Source organism: Hominimerdicola alba (genome assembly GCF_900109655.1).
Classification (GTDB): Bacteria; Bacillota; Clostridia; order Oscillospirales; family Ruminococcaceae; genus Hominimerdicola; species Hominimerdicola alba_B.
Map to the genome: position 1 here is coordinate 73,575 of NZ_FOAT01000006.1, position 17,543 is coordinate 91,117.

Genomic DNA, 17,543 nt, shown 5'->3' on the forward strand with positions numbered 1-17,543 from the left:
GTCAGCCCTCCCTGTTGGTGCTTTCAAGCTTTGCGATAACGTCCTTTTCGTTGTATCGGAAGAATATGAATCCGCCGATAAGACAAAGCACGGTAGCAAGTATTGCGGTTATCCTCAGTCCCAGACCGTAGCCGCTCTCGCCCGAAGGCACTTCCGAATTTATGGTCTTGATACTTGTGAACAGCAGCATAGCCAGCGACTGTCCCATTTTAAAAGCGAAAGTTCTTGCGGCATAGAACATACCCTGACGGCTCTCGCCTGTTTCTATCTTGTCAGCTTCCGAGATATCAGCTACAACAGCCTGCGGCAGTATGCCAAGTATAGCCATAGGTACAGCCGCCAGAACAGCTATGATGAATCCGTAAGCCACACCCGGTATTGGCAGTATGCCTGCCAGTGCAGTAACAAGAAAAGTCACCGAGAAGAACATGAACGCAAAGGCGATAAGCTTCTTCTTACCCATCTTTTTCGCGAAGATGTTTACAGGCGCATAGCACAGCAGCGAGAAGAAAGTCATAGCCGCAAACATGGGGAAAGCCCAGTTTTCCGAAAGTCCCAGCAGTGTGGTGATATAGAAGGGAAGTCCTGTTTGGAACATTGTAAGACCTATCCAGTAGAATATGTCCGAAGCCACGAATGTGCGGAAATCGCCGTTCCTGAAAGTAGCCATCAGTGAACCGAAAGCAGTGCCCTCGGTAGGTGTGGTGTCAGCATAGGCGTTCTCATCTATCAGGAAAGCGGGCACCAGCATACATACCACAGCCACTGCCGAAAGTATGCCCACCGTCAGCCTGAAACTGTTGGTGTAGCCCATAGCTCCCGAGAATAATCCCGCGATATTCGGCACAAGATAGGATATTCCCGAACCGAAGAAGTAAGTCACCGAAATATAAGTAGAAAGATTTATCCTCGTCTCCTGAGTTCTGCCAAGTTCGGGGATAAGTGCGTTGTAAGGCGTGCAGTAAGCTGTCATGCAAAGGTAGAACAGCATACAGAACAAAAACAGAAGTCCGAAGTTGCCGTAGCTTTCACCCTTGAAAGGCAGGGTGAATATCAGCACTGTCATAACACCGAAGGGTATAGCAGCAACCCTCATAAAAGGTATGCGCCTGCCCAGACGATGTTTGAAACCGTCTGATTTTCCTGCGATGTAAGGGTCGGTCACAGCGTCGAAAAGACGTCCCGCCGCGGTGATAACGCCCAGCGCAGTCAGAAGTCCCAGCACTATCCTGCCCTGGGGGGTGAAATAGCTGTGACCCTCGGGTAGGGTATCGGGTTCATAGAATTTTACCAGCCAGTTCGTGATTATACCTGCCAGAGTTGACCACCCCAGCTGACCGACTGCGAATATCCAGAGTATCTTGTTCGAAGCTATCTTCTTGTTCTCCATATTAAAGCCCCCTATCGGTATGAACCAGTCTGCCCGATCTATTTTGTGCTGAAAAAGCTGACACCCGATTCTATAAGCAATTCAAGCTCCGTCATGGCGTATTCGCTCCTGTCCGATGGCAGAAGCTCACCCTTGACGAACTTCTTGCAAAGCTCCAGCAGTGCGTGAGCATAGGTCAGATAATACATCTTAAAATTATCCACCCTACGCACCGTGCCGTCTTTCAGACCCTTTTCATAAGCCCTCACCAGTACAGGATAAAAGTTTATTATTGAACTCTCATATTTCTGTAAGTCTTCCTTGGCTATCTGCTCTCTTACTATATATGTATCGAACTCACCGAGAAGCCGCATGAAATCGCTGTGGGCTTCGTACAGCACCAGATACATACGCATAAGGTCGCTTATCTGCTTGATGCCGGGCTGCTGCATGAATTCCCTCGAATCGAATACCCCTGCAAAAAGCTCGTTTATCTCGTCCCAGAGATATGTCATTACCTCTGTCACCATATGGGGCTTTGTGCCGAAATAACGATAGAGGGTAGCCACTCCCACCCCGCTTGCATCTGCTATGTCTGTCATCTTTATCTCTTCAATGCCGTGCTCGAGAAAAAGCTGTGCGGCAGTGAGAACTGCGCGGTCAGTGCGCTGGACTTTTAAATTTTTTCTTGAAAAATCGGAACAAATCTCATTACCCACTTGACAAACCTCCTTAAATGTGATAGACTTACTATCAACTGATAGATAGTCTATCACACAAACCGACATTTGTCAAGAGGTTCATGAAAATATTAAAATTTACGACACATTTTTCTGCAACAGGCACAATCGTGAAACGTTTAAGTTCGGGAAAACGGCAATAACAGATCCTGCCGTGTCCCCGCAGACCGCACAATGGAGGTACAGCTATGGAAAGATCAAAAGTCATATTCGGCAATCAGATGTCCGCATCGGCATACAGAAAAGCAGTCAAGGGCAAGGAGAAGTTCATTAAAAAGTACGGCAGTGATATGGACAGGGTGTACCACCTCACAGACGCTCCTGCCCCCGCCATAGGTGAGCCTTTAGGTGTTCGGGAACTCAAAATATCAGGCAAGACAGGTGTTGAGTTCAATGACAAGAGCCTTGTCATCGGCAATATCAGGATGGGCTTCGGTCACTATCGTATTTCTATGGCGATAGCTTCCGCCGCACGCTCAATGGGGTATGACCCTTATTGGTTCGATCTCTGTTCTTTCAGCGGTACCACCTGCGGCAAGGTCATAGCGGGTCAGAATCAGCTGTACTCTCTGGGTTCACGGATATCCCAGAAGTCGGTACTATTTAATAAGCTTCTGTGGGAACCCCTGAACAGCGAGGGTTTCCGTCAGCTGACCTATAACTGCTCCGACCAGAAGACTGCCGAGCTGATGACTCCTGTTTTCCGCGACTTGCCCAAGGATATCCCCTATGTTGCTACCCACGTATGGCCCTCGCAGGCTGCGATACACGCAGGTCTCACCCATGTGGTCAACGCTATCCCCGATAACTGGCCAATGGCTCTTCACCTCTCCGAGGGCGCAGTCCATACCGTCCAGACGCCATCTGCATATCTGGGCTACCGTGCACTCCGCGGCATGGATAAGCACCGCATACTCAAGCCTATGCCCGAGGATTCCATAGTGTATACAGGTCAGTATATCGACCACGAACTTGTCAGCAATATCGAATACGACTGCGCAAAGCGTATCGAAAGGGCGCAGAATGGCAAGGCTGTCCGCTGGCTGATGTCCGTAGGCGGCGCAGGTGCTCAGAAGGAGATATTTGTATCCATGATAAGAAGAATGCTCCCCTATATCAAAAAGGCGAAAGCCACTCTCTTTATAAATGTGGGCGACCATAAAAAGGTCTGGGAACAGCTGAAGACCGAGATGCCCCACATGATGCCCTATGTGACCGAGCATTTCGACGATTTCATCGAGACTTCCGAGTTTGCAAATCAGGCGATAGACGGCGAAGTTTTCGGCATACACGCATTCTGTCACAGCGATATCTTTGCGGCGGTATATTCCACCAATCTTCTCATGCGCTGTTCCGATGTGCTTATCACCAAGCCCAGCGAGCTGGCTTTCTATCCCATACCAAAACTGATGATAAAGCGAGTGGGCGGTCACGAAGCCTGGGGCGCTATACGTGCGGCAGAGATAGGCGACGGCACCTACGAATGTTCAACCCCCGCCGAGACCTGTGGCATGATGAAGCTTATCCAGCATAACGGCGATATCATCGAAAAAATGTGTGAGAATATCATCACCGCGAAAAATGCAGGCATCTATGACGGCGCTTATAAGGTGGTCAAACTGGCAGTATCTGGAAAAATTGGGTGATTGTCAACAATTTGTGTTTACAATGTGTGAATAAACCACAAATAAATATCAAAATACCTCACCATTTACTGCTTTCGACTTGATTTTTTCTGTTCGGTATGTTAAAATAATGAAGTAAAATGAAGTGCATGGAGAACGCTGCCCCGGCAAGTATCCTTTAGGGGAGCGGAAACAGTGAGGAAGATATGATCGAAAATGATAACAGAAACGTTCCCGAGGAGGAGCGTGCTGTTAAAGGACTGGAATCTATCATAGATAACTATGACCTGTCAAGATATGAACTATCTCCCGAGGAAAAAGCCCGTGAGGAGATGATAAGGCAGCGAATCAGGGACAGACGGCGTGCAGCCGAGCGCAGACGCATAAAGCGCAACCGTACTCTGGCTCTGATAGTAGCTGTAGTCCTTGTGTTCATACTCTGCAGGGGCTGCTACGCATCATACCGCAAAAAGCGGGATGAAAAGCAGGCAAAAGCAAAAGCGACAGAAAGCAAGGTCGTGAAGCCGACAGTGCATGAAGAAGATACGGACAGTTCTCAGGATGAGCAGCAGCCCGAGGTCGGACATAAGATACAGAATGTGGACGGACTTACCTACGTTGACGGTATACTCATCGTCAACAAGACCTACCCTCTGCCACGTGATTATGCGCCGGGCATAAGCACTGCAGCTCAGGCGGCGTTCGATGATATGACGGCGGCAGCCTTCAATGACGGGCTGTACCTCTACGTCAATTCGGGATACCGCAGCTATGACGAGCAGTATATGCTGTATTACAACTATGCCCTGAGCAGGGGAGTTGCCGAGGCGGACAGGGTATCTTCACGTCCCGGACATTCCGAACATCAGTCGGGACTGTGCTTTGACGTCAATTCAACGGACTTCTCATTCAGCGATACCGCCGAAGCAAGGTGGCTCGCTGCACATTGCGCGGATTACGGTTTCATTATACGTTTCCCGAAGGGGAAAGAGGCTATTACGGGGTATGAGTATGAGTCATGGCACATAAGGTACGTAGGTGTTGATATTGCAAAAGAGATCACATCAAAGGGATTGTGTCTGGAGGAATACTTAGGGGTAACATCGAACTATGATGATTCTCCCGACGGTGTTTCACAGCAGCAGCTCGCCGAAGAGATGGGCGTCACAGTGGATGACCCTAACGGCGGCACCGAAACTGATGCTGAAAGCGAAGACAGCGCTTACTACGATGAAGGCTATGAAAGTCAAGTTCAATGACAGCTTATCGCCCCTGCTTTGAAAGCGGGGGCGATTTTTAAACAGATGGCAGGGATCATTATGAAAAAAAAATTTACATTTAAAAGTGAATATTATCTGTCTGTTGCTGTCTTTGGCGCGGCGGCAATGGTGCTTATCCCTGTCATAGTGGCGGTGGTGTTCGATTCTACGTTTGCGGGAATGGTGATACTTGGTATCGCAGTAGTGCTTCACATAGTCTCACTGCGTTTAGCGGCGTGTGTGCCCTGCGGCATAAGCGCCGATGAAGATGCTCTGCGGGTGAGCGTGTGGTGGAAAAAGTATGTTTTCCTATATCAGGATATCGAAAAAGCCGAGGTCAGCCATGAGTATGTGGAGACTCTCATGCTCAGGGAAGCACCGTATTATATCGAGACTTTGAAGATAACCGCAAAGGCGGCAGAATACAGCTTTAAAAGCAAGACCCGCGCATTGAAAGGTGAGGACGGCAGACCTCTGCCGTTTGAGCATGGAAAATTCCATGAGATAAGGAGCTATATCGCACCGCGCATAAAAGGTGGCGAACAATAATTATTATGCCGTTAACAATGTTCGGTCACGCAGAATACACATTTCAGGATTATCATATTTTTAGGAAAAAATGTCCGCTCTTTGCGGACCTCTGAAAAGGAGCTGACAACTGATGGCAAAGATACTGGCAGTTGACGATGAGGCGAAGATACGTACCATCATCAAGGAGTACGCTGAATTTGAGGGCTATGAAGTAGCCGAAGCAGCAGACGGCATGGAAGCTGTGGAAATGGTAAAGAGCGATGATTTCGATATCATCATAATGGATATCATGATGCCCCGACTTGACGGATATTCCGCCTGCAAGGAGATACAGAAGATCAAGAAGATACCCGTGATAATGCTCTCTGCAAGGGGCGAGGAGTACGACAAGCTTTTCGGCTTTGAGATAGGCATCGACGACTATATGGTCAAGCCTTTTTCACCCAAGGAGCTCATGGCGAGAGTCAGGGCAGTACTCAATCGCGCAAAAGCTTCACGTACTACCGAGGATATCATAAAGTATCAGGGACTTGAGATAAACTTCACCGCAAGGGAAGTAAAGATAGACGGCGAAAAGGTCTCCATGACCCCAAAGGAGTACGATCTCCTCTTCTATCTGGTGAGAAATATGAATATCGCCCTTTCAAGAGAAAAGCTTCTTGAAGAAGTATGGGGCTTTGATTTCTACGGCGATGACAGGACCATCGATACTCACATCAAGATGCTGAGAAACTCTCTCGGACCATACCGCAATCTTATCGTTACCCTGAGAGGAATGGGGTATAAGTTTGAAAAGATCCAGTAAAAAGCCGGCAGGTCTGCGGAAGACCGTAAGGGATATCCGCAGGGGCAAGCGCAGTATGCAGACCTTTGTCTGGATATACTTTGTGCTCTTTGCCATAGTGATACTTGTGGTGCTGTGGCTGGGACAGTACGTTTTCTTGTACAATTACTACAAGTCCGCAAAAGTCAATAATATAAGCCGCGAGGCTAACCGCATCATACAGGCATACGGCACCGAGGAGCAGGGTCATATCAACAGGACTGTCGCCTACGAAAACAGTATGTGCATAGTCATAACGGACGTTGACGGCAACCCCCTTACTTCCGAGAACAATCTGGGCTCCTATTCAAAACTCTACGATGATATAGAGAACCATTATTCGATGTATATATTCGAGCTGAAAAGCTCTCTTGAAAAAGCATCGGATAACTGCTATACAGTCACCTTTGATAATGACGATCTCAATGTCAAGGAAATGATATACTGCGCCAAGATCTATACCGATGATTCGGAAGATCAGGCTTACCTGTTCATCGAATCCACCATCGAACCCATAGATTCAACGGTTAAGATAATCAGGGAACAGCTGATGTTCATTTCCATAATCCTATTTGAGCTTGCCATAATAGTCGGCACATTAGCCGCCATGAGGCTCAGCCGACCCATAGTCAGCATCACCAAGACAGCCAAGCGCTTCGGCGAGGGCGACTTCGATGTTGAATTCAAGGGCAAGGGCTATAAGGAAGCTGAAAAACTGGCAGAAGTCCTGAACGATGCCAAAAATGAGATACGCAAGGTCAGCGACCTGAGAAAAGACCTGATAGCAAATATCTCCCACGATCTCCGCACACCTTTGACAATGGTAAAAGCCTATGCAGAGATGATACGCGATCTTTCGGGAGATAACCCCGTAAAAAGGGCTGAGCACGTGCAGGTCATAATCGATGAAGCCGACAGGCTCTCGAATCTCGTAAACAACCTGCTGGAGCTTTCAAAGCTGGAAAGCGGAAATATGGAACTCAACCGCCGCAAGTTCTCCATAGTCGATAAGATAAACGACTGCATGACGAGATATCAGCTCGTCATCGAACAGAACGGCTACGATATGAAGTACGAACCCGACGAGGACAGGCAGATAGATGCCGACCCCGATAAACTGGATCAGGTCATCTATAACTTCATAAATAACGCGATAAACTACACAGGGGATCATAAGGTGATCCGCATCAAGCAGATAAACTCCGAAAAATCGGTGCGCATCGAAGTATCTGACAACGGCAAGGGCATAGCAAAAGAACTTCTGCCCAAGGTGTTCGACAGGTATTACCGCGATGCCAAAGTCAAGCGTGATGTGGTAGGCACAGGTCTGGGGCTTGCAATATGCAAGGAGATACTGAAATGCCACGATTTCCCCTTCGGTGTCCGCTCGGAAGAGGGCAAGGGCACTACATTCTGGTTTGAAATACCCACATGACCTTTTGTAATATCATAAACCCGAAAGGACAGCTGATACATATCGGCTGTCCTTTCACTTTGGCAGAATTCATTATTATGGCTATCCAGCCGACACACCTGATTTAACAGCGTACAAAGGAATATAATGAGAGTATGGCGGTTATCTTTTCCCTCGCCGAAGGCGGGGGAAAAGATAATGTCAACATAATATATCCCTGCTGATACGGAATATTAAGTGGTGTGGTAAAGGGATGGTCAGATTCATTATTATTATTCCGGCATATGAAGTGATGTGCAAATGGGATGGCAGTATTTTGCATATGCAAAAGAAAAGAGCCGCACGTTTGTGCAGCCCTTTCCCGGAAGTAAAGAATATGAAAAATGATTAGAAGAATGCTTTGTCAGAACCCTCCGAAAAAACTGAAAGGGTCGTAGTAATAATCGTCATAGTCGTTGTAATTGTTGTAGTAGTCATTGCCGCGGCGGGTGTCGTTGTTTTCTGTGACAGCAGTTTCGCCTGTAGCTTCGTCAAGTACAACGTCTATATTTATCTTTCGGCTGCTGCGGTAGACTGTCAGTGTCACCGTGTCGCCGGGTTTGTGCTTGTTCTTGACATCGTTCAGCTGAACTATGCCGTTTATTATAGTATCATCGATAGCGATGATGATGTCGTTCTCTTTAAGACCAGCAGCCTGTGCACCGCTGCCCTCAGTTACAGTCTTTACCAGGAATCCCTGAGGTATGCCGTAGTAAGTGGAGTATGCGGATTTAACATCAGCGCCTGTTATGCCAAGGCTCGGCCTGCCTGTTACATAGCCGTAGCTCATAAGGTCGCTGACTATTGGCAGAGCGTCATCTATGGGTATCGCAAATCCCAGACCTTCAACCTCAGCCGATGCAACCTTAGCCGAGGTTATCCCGACTACCTGCCCGTAAGCATTTATCAGCGCACCGCCCGAGTTTCCTCCGTTTATGGAAGCGTCGGTCTGAAATACCTTCATGGTTATATCTTCAACGGTTATCGTCCTGTCCTTAGCGGAGATTATTCCCGAAGTAGCGGTGTTCGCCAGGTCAAGTCCAAGGGGATTTCCTATAACTATTGCAAGCTCACCCACCTGTACATCGGAAGATCTTCCTATCTCCGCCTTGACAAGATCGGTTTTTTCAATTTTAAGCACCGCAAGATCTGTCTGTGTGTCCTTGCCCACATTCACTGCGGTGTAAGTCAGTTCGTCCTGATTTTCATCGCCGTTTCCGTAATAAGGGGGAAGCACTACCGATATGGACTGTGCGTCCTTAATTACGTGTGCATTGGTGATGATGTATCCGTCCTCACTGAGGATTATGCCCGAACCGGTAGCTATGCCCTGATTAGTGATACAGCTTATGCCCACCACCGAGGGAGTCATCTTGCTGATGATATCGGGTATCTTCATGGCATCGTCGGGTGCCGCCAGCTGTTCCAGCGTAGGCAGATTGCTCCTGTTGATAGAAGCTGCCGAAGGATCAACAGTCTCGGTGTCTGCTACTTCTTTGCCTGCTGCATTATTTCGGCCGGCAGGAAAAACGCCGTCCCTGTCCGTAACTATCCTGTAACCTACAATGGAGGTCACTGCGATAGCCGATACGCCCAGCACTGCAACAAAAGCAGTGAGTATCTTTTTGCCCGCCGAGCCTTTCTTGCCTGCAGGCTGATAGGAGTACTCATGTGCCATACCCTGAGGAACGTAATTCTGCGTCTCGCCGAAGCTTTCGCGGTTCACATAGGGCTGCTGTACCGAGGGTGTTCTGTTATCATCATAAGGCGGATATCCGCCGCCGTTATATCCGTTCAATCAAACGCCCTCCTTGACAAACTGGTCGGTCTGTAATATAATGTATTACAGGACTAATGTACATCCTCTGACAATATTCATTATACCCGCAAATGTGATAGTTAAATGACAATCATAAAAAACTTTACAAAATTATTTCGTGAGGTTAAAACCGCGCAGATACGCAGATGTTATCCACAAGAAAATTATAATTGTCCCTTTTTACTTTTGTGTTGTAGATAAGATAAATCGGGATTTGCGGAGGTCGCGATGAAGAATTATACACAAGTATATGTAAAAAACAGTTTTGAAGCAGCTGAAACATACTGTAAAGCTTTTGGCGCAGAAATAACTCGTAAATTTATGAACGAGGATAACACAGCTTATGAACACTGCGAGTTATCTGTAAGCGGGGAAGGTTTTTTGGCATTGGCGGAAGCGAAAAATCCTTGTGATATAGATGTAGTACATAAATATAAGTGGGAAACCATGACTTTTAACGTTTTTGAAATGGGAACTGAAGAAGCCGTTTATAATGCTTTTCAAGTTTTGAGCGACGGCGGTGTAATTATCAAACCTATCGGAGAACTTCCATGGAGTAAATGCTGTGCTACCATTATTGACAAATATGGCGTGTGCTGGTGGATTTCAATTTAACAAATTCTTATTTATATTAGGAACACTTTTGTAAAAAAGAACGCTAGAATTTACATTTTTTTTACATAATATCCTGTGCGACACTTGACAACGCCCCTGCTATATGTTATAATATGTGTACCTCTTTATGAGGTCTATTTTTTTGCGCCGAAAAAAACGGAGGCAGAAAATCATAAGTTACCTCAGAATGCCGTAAGGTGCGGCATTTGCGCTTAAATGCGCATGAGGGAGGCAAAGACGTACCCCAACCGTTCTTTGAGGGGTATAAATTTCGTCAGGAGGTGCCGAAATGAGAGTTAAGATCACACTCGCGTGCACAGAGTGCAAGCAGAGAAACTACAACACCAAGAAGAACAAGAAGAATGACCCTGACAGACTTGAGATGAATAAGTACTGCAAGTTCTGCAAGAAGCACACTCTTCACAAAGAGACTAAGTGATTCTGAAAGGAGTTAGCTATGGCTAAGGACGCTAAGGACACAAAGTCTAAAAAGAAGGATGCGAAAGAGGAAAAGAAGAAGGGCGGAGCAGGAAAGTATTTCAAAGAACTTCGCGCTGAGCTGAAAAAGGTCGTATGGCCCACAAGACAGCAGGTCGTTAATAATACGGGTGTTGTACTTGTAGTAATGTCAGTAGTAGGTCTGTTCCTTTTCGCAGTCGATACTGGACTGAGCTATGCAATAAGCAAGCTGATCAGTCTGGGTTCAGGCTAAATGCCTGTGACGGTATGAACGACATCAATATGGAGGTTTAAGCATGGCAGAAGAAGCAAAGTGGTATGTTGTACACACCTATTCCGGCTATGAGAATAAGGTAGCCCAGAATATTGAAAAGGTCGTTGAAAACCGTAAGCTCCACGATCTTATCCCCGAAGTGAGGATCCCTATGGAGACCGTCACCGAGATAAAGGGTGAAAAGACCGTTGAAGCAGAAAAGAAGCTGTTCCCCAGCTATGTGCTGGTGAAGATGGTCCTTACAGATGACAGCTGGTATATAGTAAGGAATACCAGAGGTGTTACAGGATTTGTAGGCCCCGGAAGCAAGCCTGTGCCCCTTTCCGACAGGGAAGTTGAGGCTCTCGGCGTTGATACGGGCACGCAGACAGTCAGAACCGATATCGCTGTTGGTGACGATGTTACCATGGTGGGCGGTTCCTTCGATGGCATGAGCGGTACAGTTTCCGCCCTTGACCTTGAAAATGCTGCGGCAGATGTAACAGTGTCTATGTTCGGCAGAGAAACATCAGTAACACTGCCCCTCACTCAGCTGAGGAAAGAGGACTGATAACGAACAGTATGGGGTGAGATCCCCCGCTAGTAAGCATGAGGAAGTTAAGCTTCCGGAAACGTGGGAGAGCCGCAAGGCTCGCCTTACCACTTAATTATGGAGGTGCAATATAATGGCACAGAAGGTAGTAGGCTATATCAAGCTTCAGATCCCCGCAGGAAAGGCAACTCCTGCTCCCCCTGTTGGTCCTGCACTGGGTCAGCACGGCGTTAACATTATGGCATTCACAAAGGATTTCAACGAGAGAACCAAGAACGATATCGGTCTTATCATCCCTGTTGTAATCACTGTATATGCTGACAGATCATTCACATTCATCACCAAGACTCCTCCTGCAGCAGTTCTGATCAAGAAGGCTTGCAAGATCGAGTCCGGTTCCGGCGTTCCTAACAAGACCAAGGTTGCAACTATCACCAAGGATCAGGTTAGACAGATCGCTGAGCAGAAGATGCCCGACCTCAACGCAGCTAACATCGACACTGCTATGAGCATGATCGCAGGTACCTGCAGATCTATGGGCGTTGTAGTTGAGGACTGAGGGGAGGAATAAAGAATGAAGCACGGAAAGAAGTATGTTGACGCTGCTAAGGTAGTTGACAAGGCTAAGCAGTACGATGCAGTTGAGGCTCTTGAGCTGGCTGCTAACAATGCAAAGGCTAAGTTCGATGAGACCATCGAGCTCCACATCCGTCTGGGCGTTGACTCCAGACACGCTGACCAGCAGGTCAGAGGCGCTGTTGTTCTCCCTAACGGTACCGGTAAGAAGGTAAGAGTTCTGGTATTCTGCAAGGAAGACAAGATCGAGGCTGCAAAGGCAGCTGGCGCTGAGTATGCAGGCGGCATGGAGTTCGTTGATAAGATCACCAAGGAAAACTGGATGGATTTCGACGTAGTTATCGCTTCTCCCGATATGATGGGCGTTGTTGGTAGACTCGGTAAGGTCCTCGGTCCCCGTGGTCTGATGCCTAACCCCAAGGCTGGTACTGTTACTCCCGATGTTGCAAAGGCTGTAACTGATGCAAAGGCTGGTAAGATCGAGTACAGACTCGACAAGACCAACATCATTCACTGCCCCATCGGTAAGGCTTCCTTCGGCGTAGAGAAGCTGGAGCAGAACTTCAATACTCTCGTTGACGCAGTAGTTAAGGCTAAGCCTGCAGCTGCAAAGGGTCAGTATCTGAAGAGCATCACTGTTGCTTCCACTATGGGCGTTGGTATCAGAGTAAATACCGCTAAGTACGGCAACTAATTTTCAGATAATATGCGTGTATCCGTTACAAGCGGGTACACGCTTTTTTATTTGAAAAAATATTTTTCAAAAAAGTGAGTGATATCCTGATATCCGCCGTATATGTATATGAAAGATCTTTCAGAACGAAGAAAAGGAGGATACCTAATGAAAAATTTAACAGAACTTCTAAAGGACATCCCCCTTGAAGAGATGACGGGAGGTCTTGATATGAATTTCAGCGAAGAAAATAATACAAAAATCAATGTGCAGAACAGCAAAGCTAAAATAAAGAACAAAGCCCCGGCAGCCATAGCGATAGCAGCCTGTGCGGCTGTAGCTGTGGCAGGTGCGATGCATTACAGGGGCAACGATATCCCCGAACCGGGAAACAAGCAAGACAGCAGCACAGTAACCACTGATGCCGAGGACACTGCAGTAAAGGAACGCAGTCCCGAAGAAGAATTAAACTATGAATTAGCTAAGCGCTTCTTTGAAGACATTGACATGGATATCACCACAATGGGTGATGGCTTGCATATCATGAACAGCAAGCTCGGTACAGTCACCGAGGGCTTTGATGATTACGATCTCTGGGTGCCCGGCGTTCTGGTCAATGGCAGTGAATACAGCGTACTTGTTGCAATGCAGACCAAGGACGGCAGCGATTTCCCGAAGGATATGGAGGATATCGATTATAAAGGCGATATTGTTATAGACGGCTATATGCTGTCAGGCGGCAGTGAAGGATTTTCTATGCATATCTATGGTGATAAGGCGATCGGTATGCAAACGGTTGATCTGGATAACACCGTGTACAAAGAAGCATACGATCCTTATGAAGATCATCCCGATGCATCTGAGGTCCTTAATGCTGACAGTACGGTACATTTTGAAGTGAATTATTTGTATATGGATATGTACGATGATCCGCTCGAAGGTGTTTTCACCGCCGAATTCAAACTTGGTGATGTCTTTAGTGGAAACAGTTCGTCAGAAATTTCAAATGAAGAAAAACAGAAAAACGAAGAGTTTGCAAGAATGATATATGAATCAAAGGGCTATGATTACGAGCTTGTAAAGGATTATGTGGTACTCATGGATAGCAAAGTCGGGGAGACAAAGGACGGTTTTGAGGATTTTGATATCCGTTTAAGCGATGTACGTTATTGCTATCCTATCTGTAAAATAGATATTGCAGTTCAGACAAAGGACGGCAGTGTTCTGGATGACGAGCAGCTTGAATGTTTATCCCTCGAGCTTTATGCAGGAGATAAGTCGCTGTCCGATTACATAGACATAGAAAAAACTGTAAGCAAAGATAAAGCAGTTTTCACGGTAAGTTTTGATTCGGAATCAGCCATATATGGTGATGACTACGAAGAAAATGACGATGAAGATGAGATGCGTCTGCGTGTTATACTGGATACACTGAAAAAGGGTGACACCACATATAAAGGCAGATTTGAAGCGGAAATTACCGAAGAGCAGATCATGGATAATATTGAATACCTCTTCCCGGAAATTGGCTTTAAAGCTGACGAAATCGGAAAATGGGATTTTCATGATGGTTCCGGGACAGAGCCGGAATATCTGAATTATTCTGTTAAAGAATTAGAGATTTCGAACTGCCAATTAATGCTCAGTATATTTGGTGATACAGACAGTGATGAATTGAAATCAGATCTGGAAAAGGCTTTGAAGCTTCAGCTTAATGATAGTTCATATGAAGCTGAGCGCGATATTGATTTCATCAAGCTGGAATATGATGATGGCACAATAGAAAGCTTAAATTTCAGCAATATGCATTTCATGAATACCGACGATGTTGATAATAAAAAAGGATGTTTTGTTATAATCAACTCCATTGACACTCCATTTGATTCTTTAAAGGTAAAGGCAGTTCACGTAGGTTCAGCTGTTATTAAGACACCTAAAGAAAAATAATAAACAGAAAATACTAAAAGAAAGGCGGTGAACCCATGTCCGATGAAGAGATTCTGGCTCTGATGCAGCAAAATGATAACTCAGCCCTCGATGCTTTGATGGCAAAATATAAGACCCTAGTGAGCTTCATAATCTCCCAGTCGGTCAGGGGCAGCGCCGATGTCGAGGAAGCCGTGCAGGATACCTTCTTCAAGGTGTGGCGCAACAGGTCTTCCATAGATACGGAAAAACGAAGCCTTAAAGGTTACATAAGTATGCTGGCGAAATGCTGTGCCGAGGACAAGCGCAGAAGCATCGCCCGCCACGCAAATACAGACGATATCTCAGAAAAGGAAAATGACCTCGGCATCGATATCGACTACGAGGACGAAGCCGCTAAAAAGGAGAATATGCGCATCATCGCCGAAACTATCCGCGAGATGCCATCTCCCGACCGCGAGATATTTATAGACAGATACTACTTCCGTCTCGCCGTCAAAGATATCGCCGATATGCACGGATTAAAACCCAAAAAGGTGGAAAATATCCTCGCCCGCCGCAAGAAAAAACTGGGCAAGGAACTCCTGAAAAAAGGCATTATCCTCTCTTAAATAGAAAGAAGACACTTTCGCCCAAAACGAAAGTGTCTTTTTTTAGTCTAAATATTAATGGCTGTTTTGTAGAAGCCGTTCTCTCGACCCTGACAATAATTTTGAATTAATGAACGCAATAACGCTGCGCTTTTATTGCTATGAATTCATTTGTGGTATTTCGAGCCCTTGGCTATCTGAAAACCCCTGTATACCTGTTCCAGCAGAAGTATCCGCGCCAGCTGATGGGGGAATGTCATCTTCGACATGGAAAGCTTCATGTCCGCTCTCTGCTTTACCGATGGAGCTATGCCAAAGGACGAGCCGATGATGAAGTTCAGCGTTGAATATCCGCGGGTGCCGCAGTCTGTCATAGCCAAAGAAAGCTCTTCGCTGGTCAGCTGTTTGCCCTCGATACACATTGCGATGTTATACGCGCCGTTGGCATTCAGGTACTTCTCCATGGAAGCCGCCTCGCTTTCCAGTGCCGCCTCTATCTCCTTGGCTGACGGCTCATCGGAAAGCCGATACTCATTCAGCTCCACTATCTCTATCTTGCAGAAAGCCCCCAGACGCTTCACGTACTCAGCCGCCGCGTCACGCCAGTACTTTTCTTTCAGCTTGCCCACAGTTATAAGATTCACTCTCAGCATTAAAAGACCACCGCCCTTCCTGTGCCCTCGGGCTTTGCCGCCGCCAGAAGATAATCCTCTCCCCGCACATAGCCGCAAAGCGCCTTAACAGCGCTGTTTTCCGCCAAAGCAGGCGTGTTGTTGTGCTGACTTATGTGCCCCAGCACAAAGCTGTAAACTCCCGCCTTGACCAGACGTACAAGTTCTCTGCCGCAGTCGCCGTTTGAAAGATGCCCCCGCTCCGAAGCTATCCTCGCCTGTAAATCGGGGGGATAGGGACCGTACCTCAGCATCTTCGGGTCGTAATTCGATTCCAGAAGTACCAGCCTGCACTTCGCCAGCTGTTCGTGAATATCATCCGTCACAGTACCGAGGTCGGTGCAGACAGCGCAGTCAGCCCCGCCGGGAACAGTTATCCTGTAACCGCAGCTTACGGGAGTATCATGAGGTGTCCTGAAAGCCGTGACCCCGAAACCACCGATATCCGCCGTGTCTTCGCAAAGCTCTTCCATTTTGCACCCCTCGCAGACCTTGTCGTTCGCCGCAAGAAGTTCAAGATTCCCCGCAAGGGAGTAAACAGGCACTTTCAGCTTCTTTGTCAGAACTTTCAGCCCCGCGATATGGTCGGTGTGAGTGTGTGTGACAAGCACCGCCCGAACAGCAGAGGTATCTATACCCGCGTTGCCGAGAGCCGTGCATATCTTTTTGCAGCTTACTCCCGCATCCACGAGTATGCCTGCCTTTTCGTTCCCTATGTAAGTGCAGTTTCCGCTGCTCGATGAGAAGAGGGGGTACATCCTAGCCATTGAAAACCTCCTTGAGATATTTTGCCACACCGTTCTCGGTGTTGGCGCCTATTATCTTGTCAGCCGCTGTTTTCAGCTGAGGTGCAGCGTTGCCGACGGCTATTTTTTCGTCTGCCGCATCGAACATTGGCAGGTCATTGAGGTTGTCGCCGAAAGCCGTTATCTTAGTACAGCCCAGCTTTTCACGGAGATACCTCACTCCTGCCTCCTTTGAGGCATTTGCGCTGAAAACTTCCAGATACCACTCTTCGCCGTAAATATCGGGGTAGTATGCAAGCTTTATATCGCTGTCGTCTTTTAGTGCGTCGTACATCGGCTGAAGCTTTTCGCGGCAGTCGATGAAGCAGAAGTATATCACGTCATCTGCGAGGTTTTCAAGCCTGTCCGTATGACAGAAATTCTTGCCGTACCTCTGCACTCTTTCCTCATAAAACTCATGCATGGTATTGTTGATAAGATTGTCATAAGCGGTGGTCATAACATTATCCTGCATACGGTACATGAAGGGCGCAAGGTTCAGTTCAAGGCGGAGTTTCAGTACCTTTGCTACAGCGGTATCGCTAAGCTTGTTTATCACATCGAAATCCTTTTTAACAGGGTCGAATATCAGTACGCCGTTCATAAGTATCAGCGGAAGTCTGAGGTCAAGGTCTTTGAGAATTATGCCCACAGAAGCGGGACTGCGGGCTGTTGCCACGGTAAATGCCATACCCTCTGAGATAAGTTCGTTGAGATCGGCTGTTGTCTCGGCAGGCAGCTCGGCATTTTTATCCAGCAGAGTACCGTCAAGGTCGGAAATGAACAGATGCATGGTTTTCTCCTTTCTTTTTCGGGTGATTTT

General features: G+C 47.1%; 19 protein-coding genes. 13 read left to right on the plus strand and 6 right to left on the minus strand.

From position 1 onward, the window contains the following. Nucleotide 1: 1 nt before the first annotated feature. Nucleotides 2-1,390 (minus strand): MFS transporter, encoded by a 1,389-nt coding sequence (locus tag BMY75_RS08415; RefSeq protein WP_074832530.1) that lies wholly within the window; start codon nucleotides 1,388-1,390, stop codon nucleotides 2-4. A 38-nt stretch (nucleotides 1,391-1,428) separates the two neighbouring features. Next, complete coding sequence (locus BMY75_RS08420; protein ID WP_074832534.1) at nucleotides 1,429-2,088, minus strand: TetR/AcrR family transcriptional regulator; 660 nt, start codon at nucleotides 2,086-2,088, stop codon at nucleotides 1,429-1,431. Nucleotides 2,089-2,297: 209 nt separating this feature from the next. Between BMY75_RS08420 and BMY75_RS08425 the strand changes: the two genes are divergently transcribed. From BMY75_RS08425 to BMY75_RS08445, 5 genes are all read left to right on the plus strand, one after another. Then, nucleotides 2,298-3,755, plus strand: a complete 1,458-nt coding sequence (locus tag BMY75_RS08425) for a DUF6937 domain-containing protein (RefSeq protein ID WP_074832537.1) — start codon at nucleotides 2,298-2,300, stop codon at nucleotides 3,753-3,755. A 185-nt stretch (nucleotides 3,756-3,940) separates the two neighbouring features. Then, entirely contained in the window at nucleotides 3,941-4,993 is a 1,053-nt protein-coding gene (locus BMY75_RS08430) for a M15 family metallopeptidase (protein ID WP_074832539.1), read from the plus strand. A 60-nt stretch (nucleotides 4,994-5,053) separates the two neighbouring features. Then, nucleotides 5,054-5,542 (plus strand): hypothetical protein, encoded by a 489-nt coding sequence (locus BMY75_RS08435; RefSeq protein ID WP_074832542.1) that lies wholly within the window; start codon nucleotides 5,054-5,056, stop codon nucleotides 5,540-5,542. Nucleotides 5,543-5,654: 112 nt separating this feature from the next. Continuing rightward, nucleotides 5,655-6,329, plus strand: a complete 675-nt coding sequence (locus BMY75_RS08440; protein WP_074832545.1) for a response regulator — start codon at nucleotides 5,655-5,657, stop codon at nucleotides 6,327-6,329. Beyond that, nucleotides 6,313-7,782 carry a sensor histidine kinase gene (locus BMY75_RS08445; RefSeq protein WP_081350490.1) on the plus strand — a complete coding sequence of 490 codons (1,470 nt, stop codon included), beginning with the start codon at nucleotides 6,313-6,315 and terminating at the stop codon, nucleotides 7,780-7,782. Before BMY75_RS08440 ends, BMY75_RS08445 begins: the two co-directional genes overlap by 17 nt. Before the next feature lie 382 nt (nucleotides 7,783-8,164). Here the strand turns inward: BMY75_RS08445 and BMY75_RS08450 are convergent, their stop codons facing one another. Further along, on the minus strand, nucleotides 8,165-9,598 hold the full coding sequence (locus BMY75_RS08450; protein ID WP_074832547.1) for a S1C family serine protease: 1,434 nt from the start codon (nucleotides 9,596-9,598) through the stop codon (nucleotides 8,165-8,167). A 249-nt stretch (nucleotides 9,599-9,847) separates the two neighbouring features. Between BMY75_RS08450 and BMY75_RS08455 the strand changes: the two genes are divergently transcribed. From BMY75_RS08455 to BMY75_RS08490, 8 genes are all read left to right on the plus strand, one after another. Then, nucleotides 9,848-10,234, plus strand: a complete 387-nt coding sequence (locus BMY75_RS08455) for a VOC family protein (RefSeq protein ID WP_074832549.1) — start codon at nucleotides 9,848-9,850, stop codon at nucleotides 10,232-10,234. A gap of 289 nt (nucleotides 10,235-10,523) precedes the next feature. Continuing rightward, nucleotides 10,524-10,673, plus strand: a complete 150-nt coding sequence (gene rpmG, locus BMY75_RS08460; RefSeq protein ID WP_002848320.1) for a 50S ribosomal protein L33 — start codon at nucleotides 10,524-10,526, stop codon at nucleotides 10,671-10,673. A gap of 18 nt (nucleotides 10,674-10,691) precedes the next feature. Continuing rightward, entirely contained in the window at nucleotides 10,692-10,946 is a 255-nt protein-coding gene (gene secE, locus BMY75_RS08465; protein ID WP_074832551.1) for a preprotein translocase subunit SecE, read from the plus strand. 43 nt (nucleotides 10,947-10,989) lie between these two features. Further along, complete coding sequence (gene nusG, locus BMY75_RS08470) at nucleotides 10,990-11,517, plus strand: transcription termination/antitermination protein NusG (protein WP_024857481.1); 528 nt, start codon at nucleotides 10,990-10,992, stop codon at nucleotides 11,515-11,517. Nucleotides 11,518-11,632: 115 nt separating this feature from the next. Continuing rightward, the gene (gene rplK / locus BMY75_RS08475) at nucleotides 11,633-12,058 is read left to right on the plus strand and encodes a 50S ribosomal protein L11 (protein WP_024857480.1); all 426 of its coding nucleotides are present in this window, start codon (nucleotides 11,633-11,635) and stop codon (nucleotides 12,056-12,058) included. A 15-nt stretch (nucleotides 12,059-12,073) separates the two neighbouring features. Next, on the plus strand, nucleotides 12,074-12,769 hold the full coding sequence (gene rplA, locus BMY75_RS08480; protein WP_074832554.1) for a 50S ribosomal protein L1: 696 nt from the start codon (nucleotides 12,074-12,076) through the stop codon (nucleotides 12,767-12,769). A gap of 147 nt (nucleotides 12,770-12,916) precedes the next feature. Next, nucleotides 12,917-14,695 carry a hypothetical protein gene (locus BMY75_RS08485; protein ID WP_074832557.1) on the plus strand — a complete coding sequence of 593 codons (1,779 nt, stop codon included), beginning with the start codon at nucleotides 12,917-12,919 and terminating at the stop codon, nucleotides 14,693-14,695. A 35-nt stretch (nucleotides 14,696-14,730) separates the two neighbouring features. Further along, nucleotides 14,731-15,285, plus strand: coding sequence for an RNA polymerase sigma factor (locus BMY75_RS08490; RefSeq protein WP_074832560.1), 555 nt, complete (start codon nucleotides 14,731-14,733; stop codon nucleotides 15,283-15,285). A gap of 146 nt (nucleotides 15,286-15,431) precedes the next feature. Here the strand turns inward: BMY75_RS08490 and rlmH are convergent, their stop codons facing one another. From rlmH to BMY75_RS08505, 3 genes are read right to left on the minus strand one after another with little or no spacing between them, the layout of a single operon-like run. Then, a complete protein-coding gene (rlmH, locus tag BMY75_RS08495) occupies nucleotides 15,432-15,917 on the minus strand; it encodes a 23S rRNA (pseudouridine(1915)-N(3))-methyltransferase RlmH (protein WP_074832563.1) in 486 nt (161 codons plus the stop codon). Further along, nucleotides 15,917-16,702: an MBL fold metallo-hydrolase gene (locus tag BMY75_RS08500; protein WP_074832566.1), complete on the minus strand. Its 786-nt coding sequence runs from the start codon at nucleotides 16,700-16,702 to the stop codon at nucleotides 15,917-15,919. Before BMY75_RS08500 ends, rlmH begins: the two co-directional genes overlap by 1 nt. Further along, nucleotides 16,695-17,513: a Cof-type HAD-IIB family hydrolase gene (locus BMY75_RS08505; protein ID WP_074832569.1), complete on the minus strand. Its 819-nt coding sequence runs from the start codon at nucleotides 17,511-17,513 to the stop codon at nucleotides 16,695-16,697. The genes BMY75_RS08500 and BMY75_RS08505 overlap by 8 nt, the downstream gene beginning before the upstream one ends. Between the last annotated feature and the right edge of the window lie 30 nt (nucleotides 17,514-17,543).